This is a genomic window from Mobilicoccus sp., assembly GCF_032060985.1.
Lineage (GTDB): Bacteria > Actinomycetota > Actinomycetes > Actinomycetales > Dermatophilaceae > Mobilicoccus.
In genome coordinates this window covers 1-19,015 of sequence record NZ_DAMBGD010000012.1, presented here as the reverse complement: position 1 = coordinate 19,015, position 19,015 = coordinate 1, and the positions used below count along the sequence as shown (strand labels likewise).

At 71.8% G+C, this 19,015-nt stretch carries 12 protein-coding genes and 1 other annotated feature; of the genes, 7 read left to right on the top strand and 5 right to left on the bottom strand.

From position 1 onward, the window contains the following. Window positions 1-165 precede the first annotated feature (165 nt). Entirely contained in the window at window positions 166-1,890 is a 1,725-nt protein-coding gene (locus RT054_RS10480; RefSeq protein ID WP_313023491.1) for a glycosyltransferase, read from the top strand. Continuing rightward, window positions 1,887-3,074 (top strand): hypothetical protein, encoded by a 1,188-nt coding sequence (locus RT054_RS10475; RefSeq protein ID WP_313023489.1) that lies wholly within the window; start codon window positions 1,887-1,889, stop codon window positions 3,072-3,074. The genes RT054_RS10480 and RT054_RS10475 overlap by 4 nt, the downstream gene beginning before the upstream one ends. Before the next feature lie 47 nt (window positions 3,075-3,121). Here RT054_RS10475 and RT054_RS10470 read toward each other — a convergent pair whose 3' ends face one another. Beyond that, on the bottom strand, window positions 3,122-4,570 hold the full coding sequence (locus RT054_RS10470) for an oligosaccharide flippase family protein (RefSeq protein WP_313023487.1): 1,449 nt from the start codon (window positions 4,568-4,570) through the stop codon (window positions 3,122-3,124). Window positions 4,571-4,654: 84 nt separating this feature from the next. Here RT054_RS10470 and RT054_RS10465 point away from each other — a divergent pair, with 84 nt between their 5' ends. The 5 genes from RT054_RS10465 to RT054_RS10445 all read left to right on the top strand — a co-directional run bounded on the left by RT054_RS10465 (window position 4,655) and on the right by RT054_RS10445 (window position 11,011). Further along, window positions 4,655-6,400, top strand: a complete 1,746-nt coding sequence (locus RT054_RS10465) for a hypothetical protein (RefSeq protein ID WP_313023486.1) — start codon at window positions 4,655-4,657, stop codon at window positions 6,398-6,400. Window positions 6,401-6,644: 244 nt separating this feature from the next. Beyond that, entirely contained in the window at window positions 6,645-6,956 is a 312-nt protein-coding gene (locus tag RT054_RS10460) for an excalibur calcium-binding domain-containing protein (RefSeq protein WP_313023485.1), read from the top strand. Between the two features lie 172 nt (window positions 6,957-7,128). Next, window positions 7,129-8,280 (top strand): heparan-alpha-glucosaminide N-acetyltransferase domain-containing protein, encoded by a 1,152-nt coding sequence (locus RT054_RS10455; protein WP_313023484.1) that lies wholly within the window; start codon window positions 7,129-7,131, stop codon window positions 8,278-8,280. A 121-nt stretch (window positions 8,281-8,401) separates the two neighbouring features. Further along, window positions 8,402-9,622: a cell wall-binding repeat-containing protein gene (locus RT054_RS10450; protein WP_313023483.1), complete on the top strand. Its 1,221-nt coding sequence runs from the start codon at window positions 8,402-8,404 to the stop codon at window positions 9,620-9,622. Between the two features lie 438 nt (window positions 9,623-10,060). Further along, window positions 10,061-11,011, top strand: coding sequence for an SGNH/GDSL hydrolase family protein (locus RT054_RS10445; RefSeq protein WP_313023482.1), 951 nt, complete (start codon window positions 10,061-10,063; stop codon window positions 11,009-11,011). Window positions 11,012-11,045: 34 nt separating this feature from the next. On the opposite strand, the gene RT054_RS10440 is transcribed toward RT054_RS10445, so the two are convergent. From RT054_RS10440 to RT054_RS10425, 4 genes are all read right to left on the bottom strand, one after another. After that, complete coding sequence (locus RT054_RS10440) at window positions 11,046-12,176, bottom strand: acyltransferase (protein WP_313023481.1); 1,131 nt, start codon at window positions 12,174-12,176, stop codon at window positions 11,046-11,048. 360 nt (window positions 12,177-12,536) lie between these two features. Further along, window positions 12,537-13,490 carry a hypothetical protein gene (locus RT054_RS10435; RefSeq protein ID WP_313023480.1) on the bottom strand — a complete coding sequence of 318 codons (954 nt, stop codon included), beginning with the start codon at window positions 13,488-13,490 and terminating at the stop codon, window positions 12,537-12,539. An 86-nt stretch (window positions 13,491-13,576) separates the two neighbouring features. Then, a protein-coding gene (locus RT054_RS10430) for an IS3 family transposase (RefSeq protein WP_396837274.1) occupies window positions 13,577-14,841 on the bottom strand; the annotation gives its coding sequence in 2 pieces (ribosomal slippage) (window positions 13,577-14,562 and window positions 14,562-14,841; 1,266 coding nt in all). Beyond that, window positions 14,420-14,563 (bottom strand) — a sequence feature (AL1L pseudoknot). Its footprint overlaps the gene before it by 144 nt. Window positions 14,842-15,472: 631 nt before the next feature. Further along, entirely contained in the window at window positions 15,473-18,310 is a 2,838-nt protein-coding gene (locus RT054_RS10425; protein WP_313023478.1) for a cell wall-binding repeat-containing protein, read from the bottom strand. Window positions 18,311-19,015: the final 705 nt, after the last annotated feature.

The window sequence follows — 19,015 nt, the reverse complement described above, 5'->3', positions numbered from 1 at the left end:
GCGCGGTGGCGCCACACGCCGCCACGAGGGGGCGCGGCGGGGCGCTGCCCGTAGGCTGGTGGGGTCAACCGGCGCCGAGACCTGGGGGCCCACGCACGTGAGTACCGCCGCGAGAACCGTTCCGTCCCAACCCCTCTCGGGCCTCGGTGAGGGTGGGGTGCGGCGATGAGCGTCCGTTCCGGCGACCTCCACGCGGGTCTGCGACGGGTCCGTAACCAGGCCGTCCACCGGGCCAAGCGTCTCGACGGGGTGCATCCCACGGCCTACGTCCATCCCTCGGCTCAGGTGGCGCAGGACCTGCGGGCCGAGGAGTACGTGTTCGTCGGCCCCGGCTGCGTCGTCCCCGCCGGGGTGCGCATCGGCCGCTACACGATGTTCGCGGCGGAGGTGGCGATCGTCGGCGACGACCACGTCGTCGACACCGTGGGCGTTCCCATGCAGTTCGCCGGGCGACCGCCGTCGCGGCCCACGACGATCGGCCGTGACGCGTGGCTGGGGCGGGGCGTCACGGTGATGACGGGGGTGGACGTCGGTGAGGGCGCCGTCGTCGCGGCGGGTGCCGTCGTGACGAAGGACGTGCCGCCGTACGAGATCTGGGGTGGGGTACCGGCACGGAAGATCCGTGACCGGTTCACCGGCGAGGATCGCGAGCGCCATGCGGCGATGCTCGCCGGGCCGGTGCTGCCGCCGTCGTTCGCCCCGCCGCGGCGACGGCTGGAGGACGACGCGCCCTCGACCGAGCAGGCCGAGGAGCGTCCCCACCTGTGTGTGCTCACGACGGCGCATCCTCTCGACGATGTCCGGGTGACGACGAAGATCGTCGGCGCGTATCTCGACGCCGGGTGGAGGGTGAGCTGGGTCGGCCCGGATCACAGCTTCTTCGCCGGTGAGGGGTATCGCGTGCCGGGCGTCGAGTACCACCTCACGCCGGCGTCGCAGGGGCGCGTCGACCGGGTGCGGTCGGCGTCCCGTGTCACGCGGGCGGCGCAGCAGGTGCGCGACGTCGACTGGTGGTACTCCCCCGATCCGGATGCGGCGGCGACGGCCGTCCGGGTCGCCCGACGCCAGGGCGGCCGGGTGATCTTCGACATCCACGAGGAGTTCCACGGGGCGATGCTCGACCGGTGGACGTTCGGGCGCCCGGTGCCCGCGGCGCGTGAGGCGATGCGGCGACGGGTGGCCGCGACGGCGCAGCGGTGCGATGTCGTCGTGGGGGTGAACGAGGCGGTGCTCGCGCCGTACACGGCGGGTCATCCGCGGGCGTTCCAGGTGCGCAACTGCGCGCCGCGGTCGTTCGCGGCGCAGGTGCCTGCGGCGTCGGCGGCCCCCGCACATCCCCTGCGGGTGATGCACGGCAAGGGCCTGCCGGGCAACGGGACTCCCGTCGTCCTCGAGGCGGTCGCGCAGGTGGCCGACGTCGAGGTCGTCGTGTTCCCGGGCATGGGGTCCGTGGCGACGGCCCCACGATGGATGCCGGATCTCGATGCGCGTATCGAGGCGCTCGGCGTCCGTGACGCGGTCGTCCTGCACGACGCGGTGGCCCACGACGCGATGCCCGACGTGCTCGCGCGGTGCCGGGTCGGACTCGTCGCCTACGGGCGCGACATGGGCGTGAGCAGTCTGCCCAACCGCTTGTTCGAGTACATGGCGGCGGGGATGGCGGTGATCGTCCCCTCGTACGCCGTCGAGATGTCGGCGCTCGTCGAGGACGAGGGCATCGGCCTCGCGTGCGACATGGAGGATCCTGCGGCACTCGCGGAGGCGCTCACCCGCCTGCGGGACGACCCGGACGGGGTCGCGGCGATGGGTGCCAGCGCCCTGGAGGCGTTCCGCGCACGTCACTGCTGGGAGGCGGAGGTCGGGCGTCTCCTCGAGGCGACGACGCCGTGAACGAGGACCGTGGGTGTGACGGCGCCGAGGCCGAGCGCGGCGAGGGCGCGGCCGAGGCGACCGGCCCCCGGGAGCGGACGCCGGTCGACGGTCCTGCGCGGCTGGCGATCGGCCCGATCAACAACGCGGGCCAGGCGGACGCGTGGGCTCGCGCCGTCGCGGCGTACACCCCGCACGAGGCGTTCTCGTTCGCGTTCGCCCCGGTGCCGGGGCGGCGGCCGCCCATGCTCTTCCCCGCCTCCCGTCGGCTGCCGCACCACCGACTCACGCCCGACCCGGTCAAACGGTTCCTCGTGCGGCGGATGCTCCGGGGCAGCACGCACGTCGCGATCGACTCCTTCGCCGCGCTCCACCACCGTCTCGACGCCTCCCACGTGGGTGTCGAGCTGCCCCGCCTGCGGGAGGACCTGCCCGAGGCGTCGTTCGCCCTGATCGCGCACGGCAGCGACGTCCGTGATCCCCGGCAGCACGCCGAGAGGCTGCCGGAGTCCTATTACCGTCTCGACGCGGCGTGGAGCGAGGAGCTCGGCGCCGTCGCGACGCGCAACCGTCGCACCGCCAAGGAGGCGGGGGTGCCGGTCTTCGTGAGCACGCCCGATCTCCTCCTCGAGGACATGCCGTCGACGTGGCTCCCGGTCGTCGTCGACGTCGAGCGGTTCGCCGCGGAGGCACCGCCGTTCGCGACCCCCGAGGCCCGGCGGCGCCCGCGGGTGCTCCACCTGCCGAGTCGCCGCGTGCCGCCGATCAAGGGCACCGATCTCGTCGATCCGGTGCTCCGGCGACTCGCCGAGGCCGGACGGGTCGAGTACGTGAGCCCGGCCGGGGTCGCGCCCGAGGAGGTGCCCGCGCTCGTGCGGTCGTGCGACGTCGTCGTCGAGCAGGTGCGGTCGGGGTACTACGGCGCGAACGCGGTCGAGGGCCTGGCGGCCGGGCGGGTGGTCCTCGGGAGCCTCGCCGACGACGTCGCCGCGCTCATGCCCGAGGCGCCGCCGATGCGTCGTGTTCCGCACGACGGTCTCGCGGACGTTCTCGAGTCGGTGCTGGACGACCCCGACGGGGCGGCCGACCTCGCGGCCCGGGGTCCGGGGTTCGCGCGTCGGTGGCACGACGGTCGCGCGTCGGCCGGGGTCCTCGCCGCCTGGGTGGAGACCGGCACTCCTGTCTCCCCTCGCGCGGCCGACTGACCGCGCCGCGCGTCGCCCGGCGTCGGCGGACGAGACGTCGCGCGGGCTCAGGCCCCTCCGCCGTGCCGCAGCCGGAGGAACCCGCGAGCGCCGAGGGCGGCGAGGCCGATCGCGCAGACGAGACCGACGGCCACGGGTGCGGTGTCGGTGAACCGGGCGACGAGCCCGGCGGCGAGCAGGCCTGCACTCGCGGCGAGGAACCCGCGGATCTGTGCGGCCCACCGGAGCAGGCCGCTGCCGGCGAGGCCGAGGGTCCAGGAGATGAAGTAGAGGCAGATCGCCACGCCTGCGGCCGAGTAGCAGGCGACACCCCAGAGCGCGCCACCGGCGAGGAGTCCGACGGCGAGCGCGGCGAGGCGGAGGCCGGCCTCGATCACGGAGACGACGAGGAGGCGTCCGAGGCGGCGACGCACGGTGGCGTAGGTGCTGAGGGGCGAGGAGACGAAGCTGACGGCGAGCCACGGCGCGAGGAGTGCCGCGACGACGCCCGCGTCACGCCACCGCCCGGCGGGCGGGAGGAGCGCGAACGCCTCGGGGCCGACGAGCATCACGGCACCGAAGAACACGGTGGAGACGTAGGTGAGGGCGGTCGCCGTGCGGTGGAGGGAGGGAGCGGAGTCGCGGCCCTCCCGTTCGATGCCGGCCATGCGGGGCAGGAGGACGCCGGCCACGGCCTGGGAGAGGAGTGCCGAGGGTGCGGCGAGGATGTAGCTCGCGTAGCCGAACAGGCCGGCGAAGGAGACCCCGTAGAAGGCGCGCACGACGGGGGCGACGCCGGAGGCGGAGATGCCGTTGAGGAGCGCGGGCCACGTGTTGAGGAGGGGGAATTCGCGCCAGGTGCGGGCGAGTTCGCGCATGCGCCGCAGGGTGGGGCGGGCGCCCTCGGAGCGTCGGCTGCCGCGCATCATGCCGGCGGCGGAGCCGAGTCGGCCGAGGACGTAGCCGAGGGTGAGGGCGGAGGAGGATCCGCCGAGGAGTCCGCCACCGATCTGGGTGAGGACCTGGAGGAGGGTGCCGCCGACGCCGGCGCGGGCGACGAGGCCGAACCGTTCGTATCTGCCCTGGGTGAGGCGTTGGACGGTGTAGATCGCCATGCCGAACGTGACGAGCGGGACGAGCCAGAGCCCGGGGCCGACGAGGTGGCGGACGGTGTCGCCGGCGACGACCGTGGCGAGCGCGGCGACGGCGAGGAGGGCGGTGCTGCCCACGGACGCGAGGAGGAGGCACAGGGCGGTGAGGCCGCGGGCGTCGTCGTCGGTGTCGGCGAGGGGGATCGCCATCTCGTAGCGGCCGGTGACGACGATGGCGAAGAGGCCGCCGAGGGCGGTGGCGGTGTAGAACGCGCCGAACTCGGCGGGGGTGTAGAGGGCGCCGAGGATGATCTGGGCGACGACGAGGAGTGCCTGGGACGCGGCGGCGCCGAGGCTGAGGTTGGTCACCTGACGGGCGGCCGCGCCGAATCCGAGGCGGTTCCACCACTCGTCGACCCTGCTCACCGGTCGATCGTACGGGGCCGGCCAGGTGGCGGCGGTGACCGCGTGTCGGCCGGTCGGGCGTGGCTCCGCTCGTAGGCTGCGACCATGCGCGCCTCGCCGACCCGCTCCCCTCGCACGGGCGGCACGACCCGCGGTGGGTGGCCTCTCCTGTGGGTGGTGGCCGCGGCGGCGTGGCTCGTCGCCCTCGGGGTGCGCTTCGGCGGAGGCGTGGCCGGCACCGACGAGTTCTGGTACGCAGGCGATCTGCGGATGACGGGGGCGACCGGTGAGGCCGTGACCAACCACGTCTATCCGCTCTACGCGGCGTCGGCACCGGCGGGCGTGCTGCCCCCGCGGATGCACGACACCCCGGTGACGTCCGTGGCGTCGTGGGTGTACGCCGCGGTGGGCGGTGGACCGGGGGCGGACGGCGTGGCGTGGACCGTCGTCGGGGTCGCCCTCGCGGTCGCGACGGCGGGTGTCGTCGCGGCGACGGCCCGTCTCCTCGGCGGGAGTGGCGGTTGGGGTGCCGTCGCGTTCGCCGTGTTCCCCTCGACGACATGGGCGGCGCTCTCCCCGTTGTCGGAGGTGAGCCTCGCGTTCGGTGTCGCCGTCCTCGTGGGGGCGAGCGTGGCGGCGGAACGCACCGGGCGAGGGGCCTGGTGGGTCGTCGCGGGCGTGGCGGGCGGCCTGCTCGTGTGGGGACGCTCGAACTTCGTCCTGCTGCTGCTCGCCTGGGTGGGGTGGCTCGCCTGGTCCGGGTGGGACGTGCATCGCCCCCGGGCGACTCGGCAGGCTCGTCGGCACCGGCTCGCAGCAGCCGGGGCTGGCGGTGGAGCCGCCCCGGATGGACTCGATGCCGCACCCCAGGGGCATGGTCCGCACGCAGGGGCCGCGGGCGAGGAGCCCGCGGGCGGGGGCCGCGAGGTCGCCTGGCGGGCGGCGGGTCTGGCGGTGGCCCTCGCGGTCGTCGTCGGTCATGCGCTCGTCGCACGGCCGTACCCGAACGCCGGTCTCGCGGCGACGCTCATGGTCGGTGCCGCGGGGCGGTCGTCGAACATGGACTTCTACTTCGTGCCCGTGGCGTTCGACCCGTCGGTGTTCCTCGACAAGGCGGGCCGCGGGATGTGGCGGGCGCTCACGCCGCGGACCGCGGGCGAGTGGACCACCGTGCTGCCGATCGTCGTCGCCGCTCTCGTGGGCGTCGTCGGTGGGCGTGGCCGGAGCGACGGACGTGGCCGTAAGGGCCGCCGGAGTCCCGGGGGTCGGGCGTGGTCGGCGATGGTGATCCTCACGGCGGCGTCGTTCGTCACGTACGTCGCGACGTGTGCGGTGTTCCAGCCGCAGACGCGGTACCTCTACGCGACGGCGCCGCTCGCGGCCGTCCTCCTCGACGTCGTGGTGAGTCGTTCGTGGCGCGCGGGCCGCAGCCGGACGCGCGGCGTGGTCGCCGCCCTCACGTGTGTGGTCGTCGCCGTGGGGCTCGGACGGTCGTGGCACGTGGCGCAGACGCTGCGGACGGCAGGTGAGCGTGCCGCGGTCTCGACGGCCCAGCTCGAGGCGGCGCTCGCTCCCCTCGTGGACGACGGTCGAGCGGTGCTCGTCCTCGCGCCGGGCAACGCGACGGACATCGCCGTCGCCTACGCGGCCGTGCCGCATCCGGTGATCTCGGTCGACCCGGCGCTCGTGCCGCCGGCGCACGCACGCCGGCTGGCACGGGAGTGGCACGTCTCCGCCGTCGTCGCTCGGCCTGTCGACGCCGCCTACCTCTCGGCGGTGACGGGCGCACCCGTGGATGACCTGAGTCACCCCGTCACGCGGGGCTTCGTCGTCCGGCCGGCACGGTTCTGACGACGTCGTCGCCGGGGTGGGAACGCGTCGATGCATACGTCCGACTCGCTCGACCGGCCTCTCCCCGGCCGGTTCGCTTCGGCGGCAGGCGGAGAGCCCACCGTTACTCGTCTCCCCTGTGATCTGCTCCGCACGGAGGAGTGGTGACGCGGGAGTCTCCCGGTCCGATGTGTCGGTCGGACGCCCACCACGGCGTCACCGCACCTCGTCCGGGGTGCGGCGTCTCGACACGATCGGTGATCCCATGTCCCGCGTCTCCGCCCTCGTCCTCACCGCCGCCCTCGCCGCGACGCCTCTCGTCGCCGCCCCGGCGGCCTCGTCGTCGGCCGCCGTGACGGGCGCGTCCCGCACCACCAGGGTCATCGCCTACAAGAGCTGCGCCCAGCTCAACCGGGTCTACCCCCACGGTGTGGGCAAGCCGGGTGCCGTCGACAAGAACAAGAGCAAGAAGAAGGCCAAGCCCGTCCGTTCGTTCACGAAGAACGCGAAGGTCTACGCGGCGCAGCCCAAGTCCCTCGACCGCGACCACGACGGCATCGCCTGCGAGAAGCACTGACCCGACTCGCGGCCACCCCCTTGGGGGAATCCGCACATCGCGCAGAGCGCGACGGTCGTCGACGTCCCCCGGGACCCGCGTGGCGGGCCGGGGGATGTCGACGTGACGAGACGGCGCTCGACACGCCCCTCCGGGCGTCGTCCCCGGCGCCACGATGAGTCACCCTGATCGAGTGAGTGAGGCTGCGGCACAACGCGTTCCCCAGACGTCCCGCTTGGCGGCACTGGACGTGGCCCGCGGTCTCATGCTCGTGGTGAGCGTGGCCGTGAACGCCTGGTTCACGGCCCCCGCATGGTTCGAACACGCCGTGTGGGTCGGGGTCCACCCGATCGACCTCGTCTTCCCGGTGTTCGTCACGCTGAGCGGCGCGGGGTTGGCCATGACGTACGCACGCGGGGTGCGCCTGCGTCGCGAGGTGCGGCGTGTCGTCACGCTGTACGTCGTCGGGGTGGCGTTCACCGCTCTCCTCGCCTACCTCGCGACCGGACGCGTCGAGTGGGCGACGTTCGATCTCACGGGCGTTCTCCAGCTGTACGCCGGGATCGTCGCGGGGATGGTGACCCTCCGGCTCACGTGCCGGTCCTGGCGGGGGTGGCTCGTCGCGGGCCTCACCCTCGCGGCGGCCCAGGCGTTGCTGCTCGCGATCTGGGCGCACGGCTGCCCCGGCGGCGTGCTGACCCCGGAGTGCAATCCCTCCCGGGTGATCGACGTCGCCGTCTTCGGTGCACCCCACGTGTACGTGGAGGGCACGCGCGGACACGACCCGAGTGGGTTGGTCGTCCTCGTCGGTGCCCTCGCAACGGCGGCATGCGGGGCGGCGGGCGGCCGCGCTCTCCTCGATCACGCACGCGGGGGATCCACCCGGGAGATGCTCCGCCGTGCGGTGGTGACGGTGGTCGTGAGCGCCGTAGGGGCCGTGGTCGCCGCACAGTGGGTGCCGGCGTTCAAACGTCTCTGGACGGCACCGTTCGCCCTCGCGGTGGCAGCGGGAGTCGTCGCGGTGCTCACCGTGCTGCACGTCCTGCTCGACGGCCGACAGGTGAGCCGCGCCGAGGCCTGTCTGCGGTATCCCCTCGTCGCGCTGGGTCGCAACAGCCTGCTCGTCTACTTCGGCTCCCACGCGGTGGTGAGCACGCTGCTGCGCACCGGCCCGTCCGGGGAGGTGCCGGTGCGCGGGCGGTCGTGGGCGGAGGTGGCGCAGCACGGCGCTGCCGAGTGGGTCGGCGCTCCGGGCGCGGCGTGGCCGTGGTGCATCACGGCGGTCGTGGCGTGGACGCTCCTCGCGATGCTGCTCCACCGTCGGCACCTCTACATCAAGGCCTGAACCGGACGAATCCCGCTCAGGGGAACGGCGTCTCGCGCCGATGAGGGAGTGATGGGGGCGTTCCGTGGACCCGGAGATCGTCGGGTCCTCCGCCCCTCTCGCTCGACGAAAGGACCCTTCCATGAGCAAGGTCATCACCGTCCGTCGCACGCCGCTCCTCGGCGCGACGGCCCTCCTCACCGCAGGCGCGCTGGGCCTCGGCCTCGCGCAGAGCGCCTCGGCCGCCGACGTCTCCCGCTTCGGCGGGTCGGACCGTATCGCCACCGGCCTCGAGGTGTACACGCAGAACCGTGCGGTGTTCACCTCCGACACCGTCGTCCTCGCGGGCACGAACGGCTTCGCCGACGCGCTGACGGCGTCCCCGCTCGCCGCGCACCTCAAGGCGCCGGTCGTCACGACGGGCCCGAAGGCGCTCGACGCCCGCGTGCTCGACACGCTCAAGGCTCAGGGGGTCAAGCACGTCGTCGTCGTGGGCGGCCTGGGGGCGGTCTCGGCATCCGCGGTCTCCACGCTCAAGTCGGCGGGGATGACGACGGAGCGTCTCGGCGGGGAGACCCGTTACGAGACGGCCCGTGTCATCGCGGCCCGTGTCATCACCGCTCGCGGCGGGGCCAAGCTGCCCGTGTTCGTCGCCGACGGCACGGGGTACGCCGACGCGCTCGCCGCCGGCGCGCCCGCGTCGAAGCAGGGTGGGGTCATCCTCCTCAGCCGCACCGGCGCCATGGACGCGACGACCGAGGCGATGATCAAGGACGAGGCGAGCAAGGTCGTCGCCGTGGGCGGCGGCGCCTCTCGCGCCATGGACGCGGCGGAGATCACCGCCACGAAGATCTCGGGGGTCAACCGTTACGAGACGGCCGCGCTCCTCGCGCAGACGTACTACGCGGCCCCGGCGTCGGTGGTCCTCGCCTCCGGCGCGGACTACGGCGACGCGGTGGCGGGTTCGCCGCTCGCGGCCGGCACCGGCGTTCCGCTGCTGCTCACGCCCCCGACGGGCCTGCCCGACTCGGTCAAGAAGTACCTGGCCGCGACGAAGCCGAACATCGCCGTGCTCGGCGGTGTTGCCTCGATCCCGACCACCGTGGCGACGAACGCCGAGGCCGTCGCGGACTCCGGCGACGTCACGGCCACCACCCCCGCCCCGTCGCCGACGGCCACGCCCACCGGCACGGCGACGACCTCGCCCTCCGGCACGAGCACGACTTCGCCCTCCGGCACGTCGACCACGTCGAGCACCGGGACGCCGTCGTCGTCGAGCACGAGCGGCACCGGGACGACGGACGCCTCCCCGTCCGCCTCCTCCAGCTCGAGCTCGTCGAGCTCCAGCTCCTCGGCTCAGTGAGCCCACACCGGCCCTGAGGGGTCGCGCCTCCCGCTGGACGGGAGCCTCGGGTGGTGGGCCGTCGGCTCGCCACCCGAGGTGCGGCCGGGGTGACACCGGGCACCCCGGACCTGGGCGCCGGCAGCGGGTTCTTCCGGACACTCGTCTCGGTCGCCTCCCGGCCGATAGGGGGATGGCCGCGTCTGCGGCCCCCGCGGGGACGGATTCCTGCGGCGCGTGCTTCAGGGAAGAGTCGTCATGGCCGTTTCATCGGTTCGGAGGGCTGCGGCGTCGTGCGCCGCGGCCCTCGTCGTGGTCTGTGGGGGTGGCACCGCAGGTGTCACGGTGCCGGCCGCGAGCGCAGCGACACGGGCGGCGCCGCCGCGCTCCGTCACACCGGTCGCGACGGTGGTGCCGACGGCTCCCGACTCGCAGCGACTCGCACCAGCCCGCGCGGCGTTGGCCTCACGGGATGCCGTCACCGTCGCCGTGCTGGGCGACTCCGTCGGCAACGACCCGGGCGAGTGGGTGTCGATGTGGGCGGGCAATCTCGCCACCGACCGGTACGTCTTCGTGCATCACTTCGACTGGCGGGCGGAGCGGTACGACCCGGACGTCGAGGTCTTCCCGCCGAGCGGTGTGCCGCGCGCCGAGCCGATCGTCGTGTGGAACTTCGGATGGCCGGGCGGGACACCGCAGCGGGCGTTGGAGCATCTCGAGGTGGGGGTGCCGGAGCGTCCCGACGTCGCGGTGGTCTCCTTCGGACACAACCTCTCCCCCGGCGCGGTGAAGCCGCAGTACTCCGCCCTGCTCGCCGGGGTGCACCAGCGCTTTGGCCAGATCCCGCTGGTGACGACTCTCGCCCACATGACCCCTGATGTGCGTCCCGGCCAGGCGGAGGGACGGGTCCGTCTTCTCCGGTTGCTCCGGTCTCAGGGCATGGGCGTCGTCGACGAGCGTGAAGTCCTTGCGGGCATCCCGTCGTACGACGCGATGTGGGACGTGGTGCACCCCAACGTCCTCGGGTACCGGCGCATCGCCGACCTCGTGACGGCCTCGTTGAGGTCTCCCCCCGCGAGGGTGGGGCCGCGGTGCACGTCCCCCTCCCCGGCTCGGGCGAAGGCTGTGGCGGGGCGAACGGTCTCCTCCCCCGCGGGCACCGGGACACGATGGACGTCGCAGATCCGCGTCACCGACGCGTGCGGTCTTCCGCTCACGAACGCGTGGATCCGCCTCACCGTCACCCCGACCCGTGGACGCCCGAGCACCACGTCCACCCAGACGGACCGGCGGGGAACCGCGCCCATGGAGGTCCGTCTCGGACGCGGGATCGGCGCCGTCGTCACCGGCACGGTCACCGACGGGACGACGACCGTCGAGCTTCCCCGGACGACGCTGCTCGCGCGCTGACCCACCCCTGCGCGGGCGGGAATGCGGCGCGCGCTCACACGACCCGGTCCACCCCGGGGATGCGGCGGCCGAGGAGTGCGAAGGCGTAGGCGCCGACGATGACGACGACGCACCGCGCGACGAGTTCGGCGGGTGAGGACGCGACGATCCCTCCGCCGATGATCGGGGCCCGTTCGGCGGCGGCGAGGACGAGCTGGTGCGCGGCGAAGACGCCGAGGGTGGCGGCGCCGAGCTCCCGTCCCCACCGTGCCGGGGCGGGGCGGGCGAACCCGCCGCCGAGGCCGCCGGGTCGGACGATCCAGCGGGTGAGGTACATGGCGCAGCACGCGGCGAGCGCGACGGCGGGGTGAAAGTAGGACTCGGCGGGCTGGTAGTGCTCGAGCACCGCGCCGAACCCGGTCGGCTGTTTCCACTGCCACACGATCCAGGCGCATCCGGCGACGAATCCGGCGAGGGCGGCGAGTCCTCGCGCGGTGGTGAGGTGCGCGCGGCGTAGGGCGTAGCCGAGGAGGTAGTAACCGAGGTAGGGCACCCACCAGGTCACGGCGGTGCGGATCCATTCCTCGCTGGCGGGTGCGACGGGCACGATGGCCATTGCGGCGGCGGGCATGGCGGTGAGCACGACACCCGCGATGCCGACCTCCCTCGGCGAGACCGACGCGACCCACGGCACGAGCAGGGGGGTGAGCAGGGCGAGGCCGAGGACGATCCAGAAGAAGTAGAGCGCCGTGTAGAGGGTGCCCGTGGCGGCGGCGTGGAGGAGCGCAGCGGGATCGAACGCGCCTCGGAGGTGGACGACCCAGGCGGCGTAGACGAGATGCCAGAACACGAGCGGCGGCACGAGGCGGGAGGCGCGGCGGCGGAGGAAGTGCCCCGTGCCGCGGTACCGAGAGGGGTCGAGGAGCATCGCGCCGCTGCACATGACGAACGCCGGCACCGACCAACGGGAGACGAAGTCGAGCACCCGCGCCCACTCCCCCACCGGCACGTCCCGGCCGTAGAGCTGCGCCGCCGTCACCCCGTTGACGTGGATGAGGATCACGCCGCAGATCGCGACCAACCTGAACCACCCGAGCCACGCGAGTGATTCGGGCGCGAAGGTCGTACCGGCGGGAGCCGCCACGCGCCCGTCGCTCGCCGAGCGGCCGTCACCCTCCACACCCATGCGCATCTCTCCCTGTCTCCCCCACCGGCTTCCGGTCATTGTGACAACGAACGGCGGCCGAGACCGGCACCCCACGCGGTGGGCCGACCGGGATCCTCGCGCCCGGTCCACTGCCCGCGGCCCAGAGGTGCGTGCAGGGCCAGGCACGTCCGCGCGGGGGGCTTCCGGTCCCCGAGGGGCGCGACGTCGCCCACAGCGCTCTGGCAGGTCGCGCACGGGCAGACAGGAGCCGCTGGAGTCATGCGGAGAGCGGCGACGAAGCACCGACATCGACCCGCGTAGCTTCGCGATGCGACCGGATGCAGGCCTTCCGCTCCTCAGTAGTCAGGGGTGAGAACGTGAGGTCGCCGGCCGGCAGAACTACCGGCTGCCCTCCTCCGCAAGGAACGAGGACGGCCCGCTCCCCCACGTGGCCGACGACGACGCGATCCTGCGGTGGCAGCGGCCGGCCGTTCCCGGTCCGGAGTCCGAAGACCTGCTCGGCGTCGACCACGAAGCTCCACGACCCCTGCCGGGGTGGTGTGGCAGTGCTCGTGCCTCGCTGCTGACGTAGCGCAGGCCCGCCATCAGGGCGAGTGCGCTCGCCAGGGACACCAGGAGGGCGAGGAGTGCCGCGCCGATGCGGCTCTGACGCCGCACCGCGTAGACGGCCGCACCGCCGAACGCGCCCGCGACGAGGGAGGGCACGAGGAGGAGGCCGGTGACGATGACGCGACTCATGAGGTCCGCGTCGACGGTGCCCGGGGGCACGCCGAGGCCGCGGGCGAGCACGAGGTCGGCGAGTTCGGTCCACGCGAACGCCCCGAGAAGCGCGGTGCCGAGGGCAGCGAGGGGAAGGCGCACGCGTGGGCGGTCACGGGGGTCGAGCACGTGGAGCACCAGGGCTGCTCCCCCGACGAGGAGCACCGTGACCGTGGTCATCACCGGCTGGGCGAGAACCGTGCCTGCGAGGACGACCGCGGCGAAGACTCCCACCACGAGAGCGACGACGCAGTCGAGCACGCGCCGCCCGATCGTGACGGGCCGCGTCGACGCGGAGGCCGGCGATGTCATGTGTTCGTGGGCCGGGGGCATGACGAGCGTGCCTCGCGCGCTGACCGCGACGCCGGCCACGATGAGCGCCACGCAGAGGAGCTCGACGCAGTAGGTCGCCAGAGGAGAGAGCGCCTCCCCAACGGGCCCACTGCCAGGGGCCGGGTGCGGAACGAAACGGAGTCCGAGCGCGAGACCGATCAGTCCGGCGATGAGGGCGGGCAGCGCCCGATCGAGCGGGAAGGCAAGGGATCGCTCGATGCGCTCGACATCCCACTGCACCGGCGCCTCGGGAACGGCCGCGCGAACTGCCGCTCGCGCAGCGGCGGGGTCGTGGGCGCTGACAATAAGGCTGTCCCGTGCCGGGGTTAGTGGAGGCTCGGTTCTGACGCCTCGACGGTAGCCGGGGCGGGGTTCTGGGCGTAGTAGGTGGTCTCGTACTCGACGGGTGGGACCAGGCCGATCTGTCCGTGCAGGCGTCGGTGGTTGTACCAGTCGATGTACTCGGCCACGGCGATCTCTAGGTCGTCGATGGTCTTCCAGGGACCGCGGTTTCGGACGAGCTCGGCCTTGAAGATCGAGTTGAATGCTTCGGCCATCGCGTTGTCGTAGGAGTCGCCCGTCGATCCGACCGACGCGACCGCGCCGGCCTCGGCAAGGCGTTGGGTGTAGCGGATGGCGACGTATTGAACTCCCTTGTCCGAGTGCGCGATCACGCCCGTCGTGGGCTGCCCGGCGCGGTCGCGGGTCCACAACCCCATCTCGAGGGCATCCAGGGCCAGGTCGGTGCGCAAGCTGGTCGACAGCTGCCAGCCCACGACCCTGCGCGAGTACACGTCCAGCACGAATGCCGCGTACACCCAGCCGGCGAAGGTCCGGCAATAGGTGATGTCTGCGACCCACACCCGGTTCGGGGCCGACGCGATGAACTGCCGCTGCAGCAGGTCAGGACGATCGTCGGGCCCACGCCCGGCGATCGTCGTGCGCGGTCCCTTGGCCCGGCTGACCCCGCGCAACCCCTGGGCACGCATGAGTCGGTGGACCGTGCAGCGGGCGATGCGGTGCCCGTCGCGATTCAGCGCGGCGTGGACCTTACGAACCCCGTACACGCCGTAGTTCCTCTCGTGCACCGCCTTGATCGCAGCAACGTGCTTCGCGTCGCTGGCCGCGCGTCTGGACGGCGGACGGTTCCTTGCGGCGTAGTAGGTGCTCGGGGCGATCGCCAGGCCTGCCTCACGCAAGACCCGACAGATCGGCTCGACCCCGAACCGCACACGGTGCTCGTCGATGTAGTCGACGAGCACCGCCGTGCTCACCTGATCCTGCGGTCGAGCTCCGCCGCGGCGAAAAAAGCCGACGCCGTCCGCAAGATCTCATTCGTCCGCCGAAGCTCACGAACCTCACGCTCGAGCTCGGCGATCCGGGCCGCCTCGGCCGTGGTCGTTCCCGGCCGGTCACCAGCATCGACCTCGGCCTGGGACACCCAGTTCCGCAACGTCTCCGGGTTGATCCCCAACTGCTCACCGACCCGACGCAACGCCCCCTGCCTCGTGGCAGGGTCACGCCGCAGCTCGACCGCCATCCTGATCGCTCGCTCCCGAAGCTCCTCCGGGTACTTCCTCGGTGCTGCCATGACTCTCATCCTTCCGGTGAATGAGAGCCTCCATCACACCCGGCACGGGACAGGCCGTGTCGGCCGTGGCTTGCCAACCACACGTCGAGCTCGGTGGCGTCGTCGTGGTTGCGGGCCACCATGCGAAATTCGCTGGGGTGCGACGCACCCACCACGGGCGAGGTGACTGCCGAGACCGGCACTCCCCCGGCCTGGAGTGCGGCCATGAGGTCGCACCGTTGCGTCGCGGAGTGGGGTGCGTATCCGCCGCGGGTCCAGGCGAGCGTGAGGACAGTGGCGGCTCCCTCGGGCCGGCTTCCCACGCAGCGATAGCCGAGTTCGTCGGCGGTCGTGACTGCGAGGTCGCCACCCTCCGGCGGCACAAGTACCTCGAGACACGTCGACGTCGGGCCGAGCAGACGGTGCACCCCTGAAGCACTGAGCCTCGGCCCCGACCACGCCCGCCGGGCCTTCCGCACGTCGCGGGCGAAGGTCGACCTCTGCACTCTCGAGCACGCCATGCGCTGCACCGTAGGTACGTCCACCGACAGTCCCTTTCCCCTGCCGTGACACAGCACAGCGGGCCGGGATCCGAAGATCCCGACCCGCTGCGTGTCGTTCCTAGACGGTCATGCCGTCGTCACGAGGTGGGTCAGTTGGCGACAGCCGCGTTGGCGTCGTTGATGACGTTGGTGGACACGACACCACCGAGGCCCAGCGCGATGACGGGCTCCAAGTCGGCCTTGTGGGCCGTAAGGAGGTCCTTCGTCGCGTCGGGGAGCTTCTCGGAGTCCGTCAGCGCGATGATGGTGCGCTGGCGGGCCGCCGACGGGCCGGCCGCCAGGGCGTCCGCCCAAGCACCCTGGGCCACGCCGCCGGTGCTGCCGTCGATCGAGCCACCGTTGGTGAGGAACGGCACCCCGGTGCCGGAGGCGGCGAAACCAAGGCCGGGCGACGTGTTCGTCGAGGACGCACCGCGAGCCTTCAGAGCAAACTCCGAGACGGCCTTCGCCGTGTCCCAGCGGCTCGCGCCGCCGAGACGGTTCACGGAGACGCCCCGCCCATTGGACTCCGTGACGAGGGAGTCCGGGAGAACCCCCTTGTCACCGACGAAGAGGAGGTGCTTGATGTCCATCTGGCCGATCTGCGCGGCGGCGTCAGCGTTCATGCTGCCCGCGCCGTTGCTGAGGATGACCGGAATCGGGTTGGCCCCGAGCTCGTTGCCCACGAGCGGCCCGGCCGCCAGTGCGTCCCACGGCGCCATGCCGTTGGCGACGATAGCCGTCTTACGCCCCGGCTTGCCGAACTCGGGAACCGTGGTGCCGATGGGGTTGACCGCGGTCTCGGCCGCGTACATGTTGACCTTCTTGTTGGTCTCAAAGCGGTTGTTGCCCGCAATGCGCGTCACGGTGAGACGAGCATCCATCGGGACGACCGAGCGGTTGCCGCTCTTCTCCGTGACACTGGCGTCGGTGACAGACCCGCCCACCGGCACCGTGTTCGTGACCTGCTTCGAGGTGTCGTTTACTGCGAAGGTGTAGTCGTCCACATGGTTCAGCGTGGTCGTGCCTGTGCCGATGGTGACGGTGCGAGACTGCCCGGTCGCGTCGAGGGTGACGGTCGCGGTGTTGCCCGACGTCCACGCGACCGTGTAGCCGGGGCTCGCACTTACCGCCGTGGGCGCACCCGCCGCGTCACGCGTAACGCTCAGAACCAGGGGGCTGGGCGCCGCAGCAAGGTCGGTGTAGGCAAAGGTGCCGTTCAGGGTCGCAGTGCCAGCGTCGCCCGCACCCACGGCGCTCGTGGCGGCAACGTTTCCGTCATGCCGGGTCACGGTCACCTGCTGGGTCTGCTGCTTGGCCTGCACGTCGTACGCCTGCATGCTGCGGAGCTGGTCTTCGACGGCCTTGCTGACCGACCCGGTGCCGCCCACGATGAAGACGTTCTTGGCACCGTAGTTCTTGAGGAACTCGATGTCCGTCTGCGGAAGGGAACCCTGGCGCGTGAGGATGAGCTGCGCGTCCTTGGTCGCCGCGAGGTAGCCGGCCGAGAGAGCGTCCGCGAAACCTTCACCGGACGCGATGACGACGTTGTCGCTCTCGCCCACCATCCCGTCGTTCTCGTTGGTGCCCTCGTCGTATTCGGCGATCTTCACGGCCGTCTGGTAGCGATCCTGCCCGCCGAGACGCTTCGGGACCTGAGTGGCAACGGCCTCGGAGACCGTCACGCCACCCGGGAACGTGATGTCCTCCTGGTTACCCGTGGCGGTCAGGTACGAACCTGCCGGGGCAGCAGAGATGCCGTTCCGCGTAAGGCTGTAGGAGTAGGACTGCGTACCGCGGGGGGCCTTGACGTTGAACCCGGAGATGACCACGCGAACAGCGTTCGCGGGCTGGTCACCGCTCGCGATCGTGAGGATGTCATTGTTGGGGCCGCTGATCGCGGGGGTGGCGGTGCCGGCCACGGTCCCGTCGCTCTTGTAGAACGTGGCGACCGGCTTGACCGTCGTGTCAAACGACACACCGTCCGCGGTGACCGCGATGGGCTGGGTCACGCCGAAGGCGGAACCGTCGGTCCGCGTCACGGTGATGGGGCCGGCCGTCTGGGACGTGCCGTCGGCAACCAGAGTGCTCGAGGCGACCTCAAGCTTGGCCTGGGCGATCGTGGCCGGGTAGGTGACGGCGTTAGCTCCCGTCTCGTCAAAGAATTGCAGCGTCCCCGCCGTGTTGGCGGAAGACGTGGGAGCCACGTCCCCAGCATTATAGGCGCTGGCCGTCAGGCTCACGTCACCGGTGAGGCTCGCACCGACGTCCACCTTGGCACCGTTGATGCTGCCGATGAACTTGGCGGTCTGAACGTCGCCCTTGGAGTCGTTGGTGAAGGTGATGCGGACCTTGTCCTTGTAAGCGTCACCGGTCGTGGACTGCATGGAGACCGTGTAGGTCGGCGCCACGGGTGCGATCGCGCCGGTGAACGGCTGCTCAGTGCCATCCTCGACGGAGCCCACCGTGTTGGCCGCGCCGCTCGTGTTCGCCACGTGCGTGTTGGCGGCGTAGGCCTTCGTGTCGATGTTGACGGTCGGCTGCGACGTGAAGTTGATCCGGGACGCGGCGGCGCCATTGGCCTTGCCCGCGGCAGCCACCGTGAACTCGATGTAGTCACCGTTGCGCCAGGTGCTGGGAAGGACGAAGCGCGTGTCAGCCAGAGGCTGAGCGGTGGCGCCAGCAGAGATGGCCTGGGCACCCTGAGTGCCGGGCTCGTTGCGGTCGGAGTCGATGACACCGAGGCTCGCGGCGGCGGCATCGGTGTATTCGTTCGGCGTCTGGGTGTTGGTCCACGCGAAGGCCGCGGGGGCGACGCCGCCGATGATGAGGGCGCTGGCCGCGAGAGTCGCGACGGAGCGCTTGCGCAGCTTGGCTGCAGAGTTCACTGGTGCCTCCTGAAGGCTGTTTGAAACGACGAACTCGGGGGGGTTGGCGAGGTCGGTCACCCGGGGTCTACTTCCCCCAGACCACCGGGATCCCGATGGCGACCCGCCGTGATTGATGGTTACACCATCCTGATCATCGCTCAACCGGCGTTGGCATTACATCCAGTTTTCTCGGAGCCTCCTCACGCACCTTCAGGTCAGGGTCAGAGGCTCGCCTATAGTCGGCAAACACCCCCGGAACTTGAGCGCAGAACCTATGGCATAGATCACACTCGAGCCGCACCTTGGCTAGGGGAATCCGGTCGACCGACTCGACAGAAACCGCTTCTCACGTGCTCGTTTTCATGCGGGCGCACCGCTCCCCGTGAGGCCACAGCACACTCACACCCCCCGGCCCAGCTCACGCATCGGCACCGAGCCAGGCCCCTCTCCCCACCAGTCGACACCCCTCGGCGCCGAAAGATGGGCACGAACACCCGACATGACGAGCCCAACGAGAGCCATCGAAATACGGTCGATCAAGACGCTCGACCAGTTACACCGGTACGTTGTTTTGCGTAACACAGTCGGTCGTACGACCAGTTCTTCATGCCCCGCGAAAGTCCAGGCCGGAACCTCCTAGCCACCTCGGCCTCCATCGCTCGGCGTGTCCAACGGCCCAGCCACACGAGCTACACCGGCTTGGACAATTGCCCCTTTCATCCCGCCCACTCAGCCCTGATCCACCGTCCGGGGGTGGGTATTCCGGCGCGTCTTGGTAAGAGA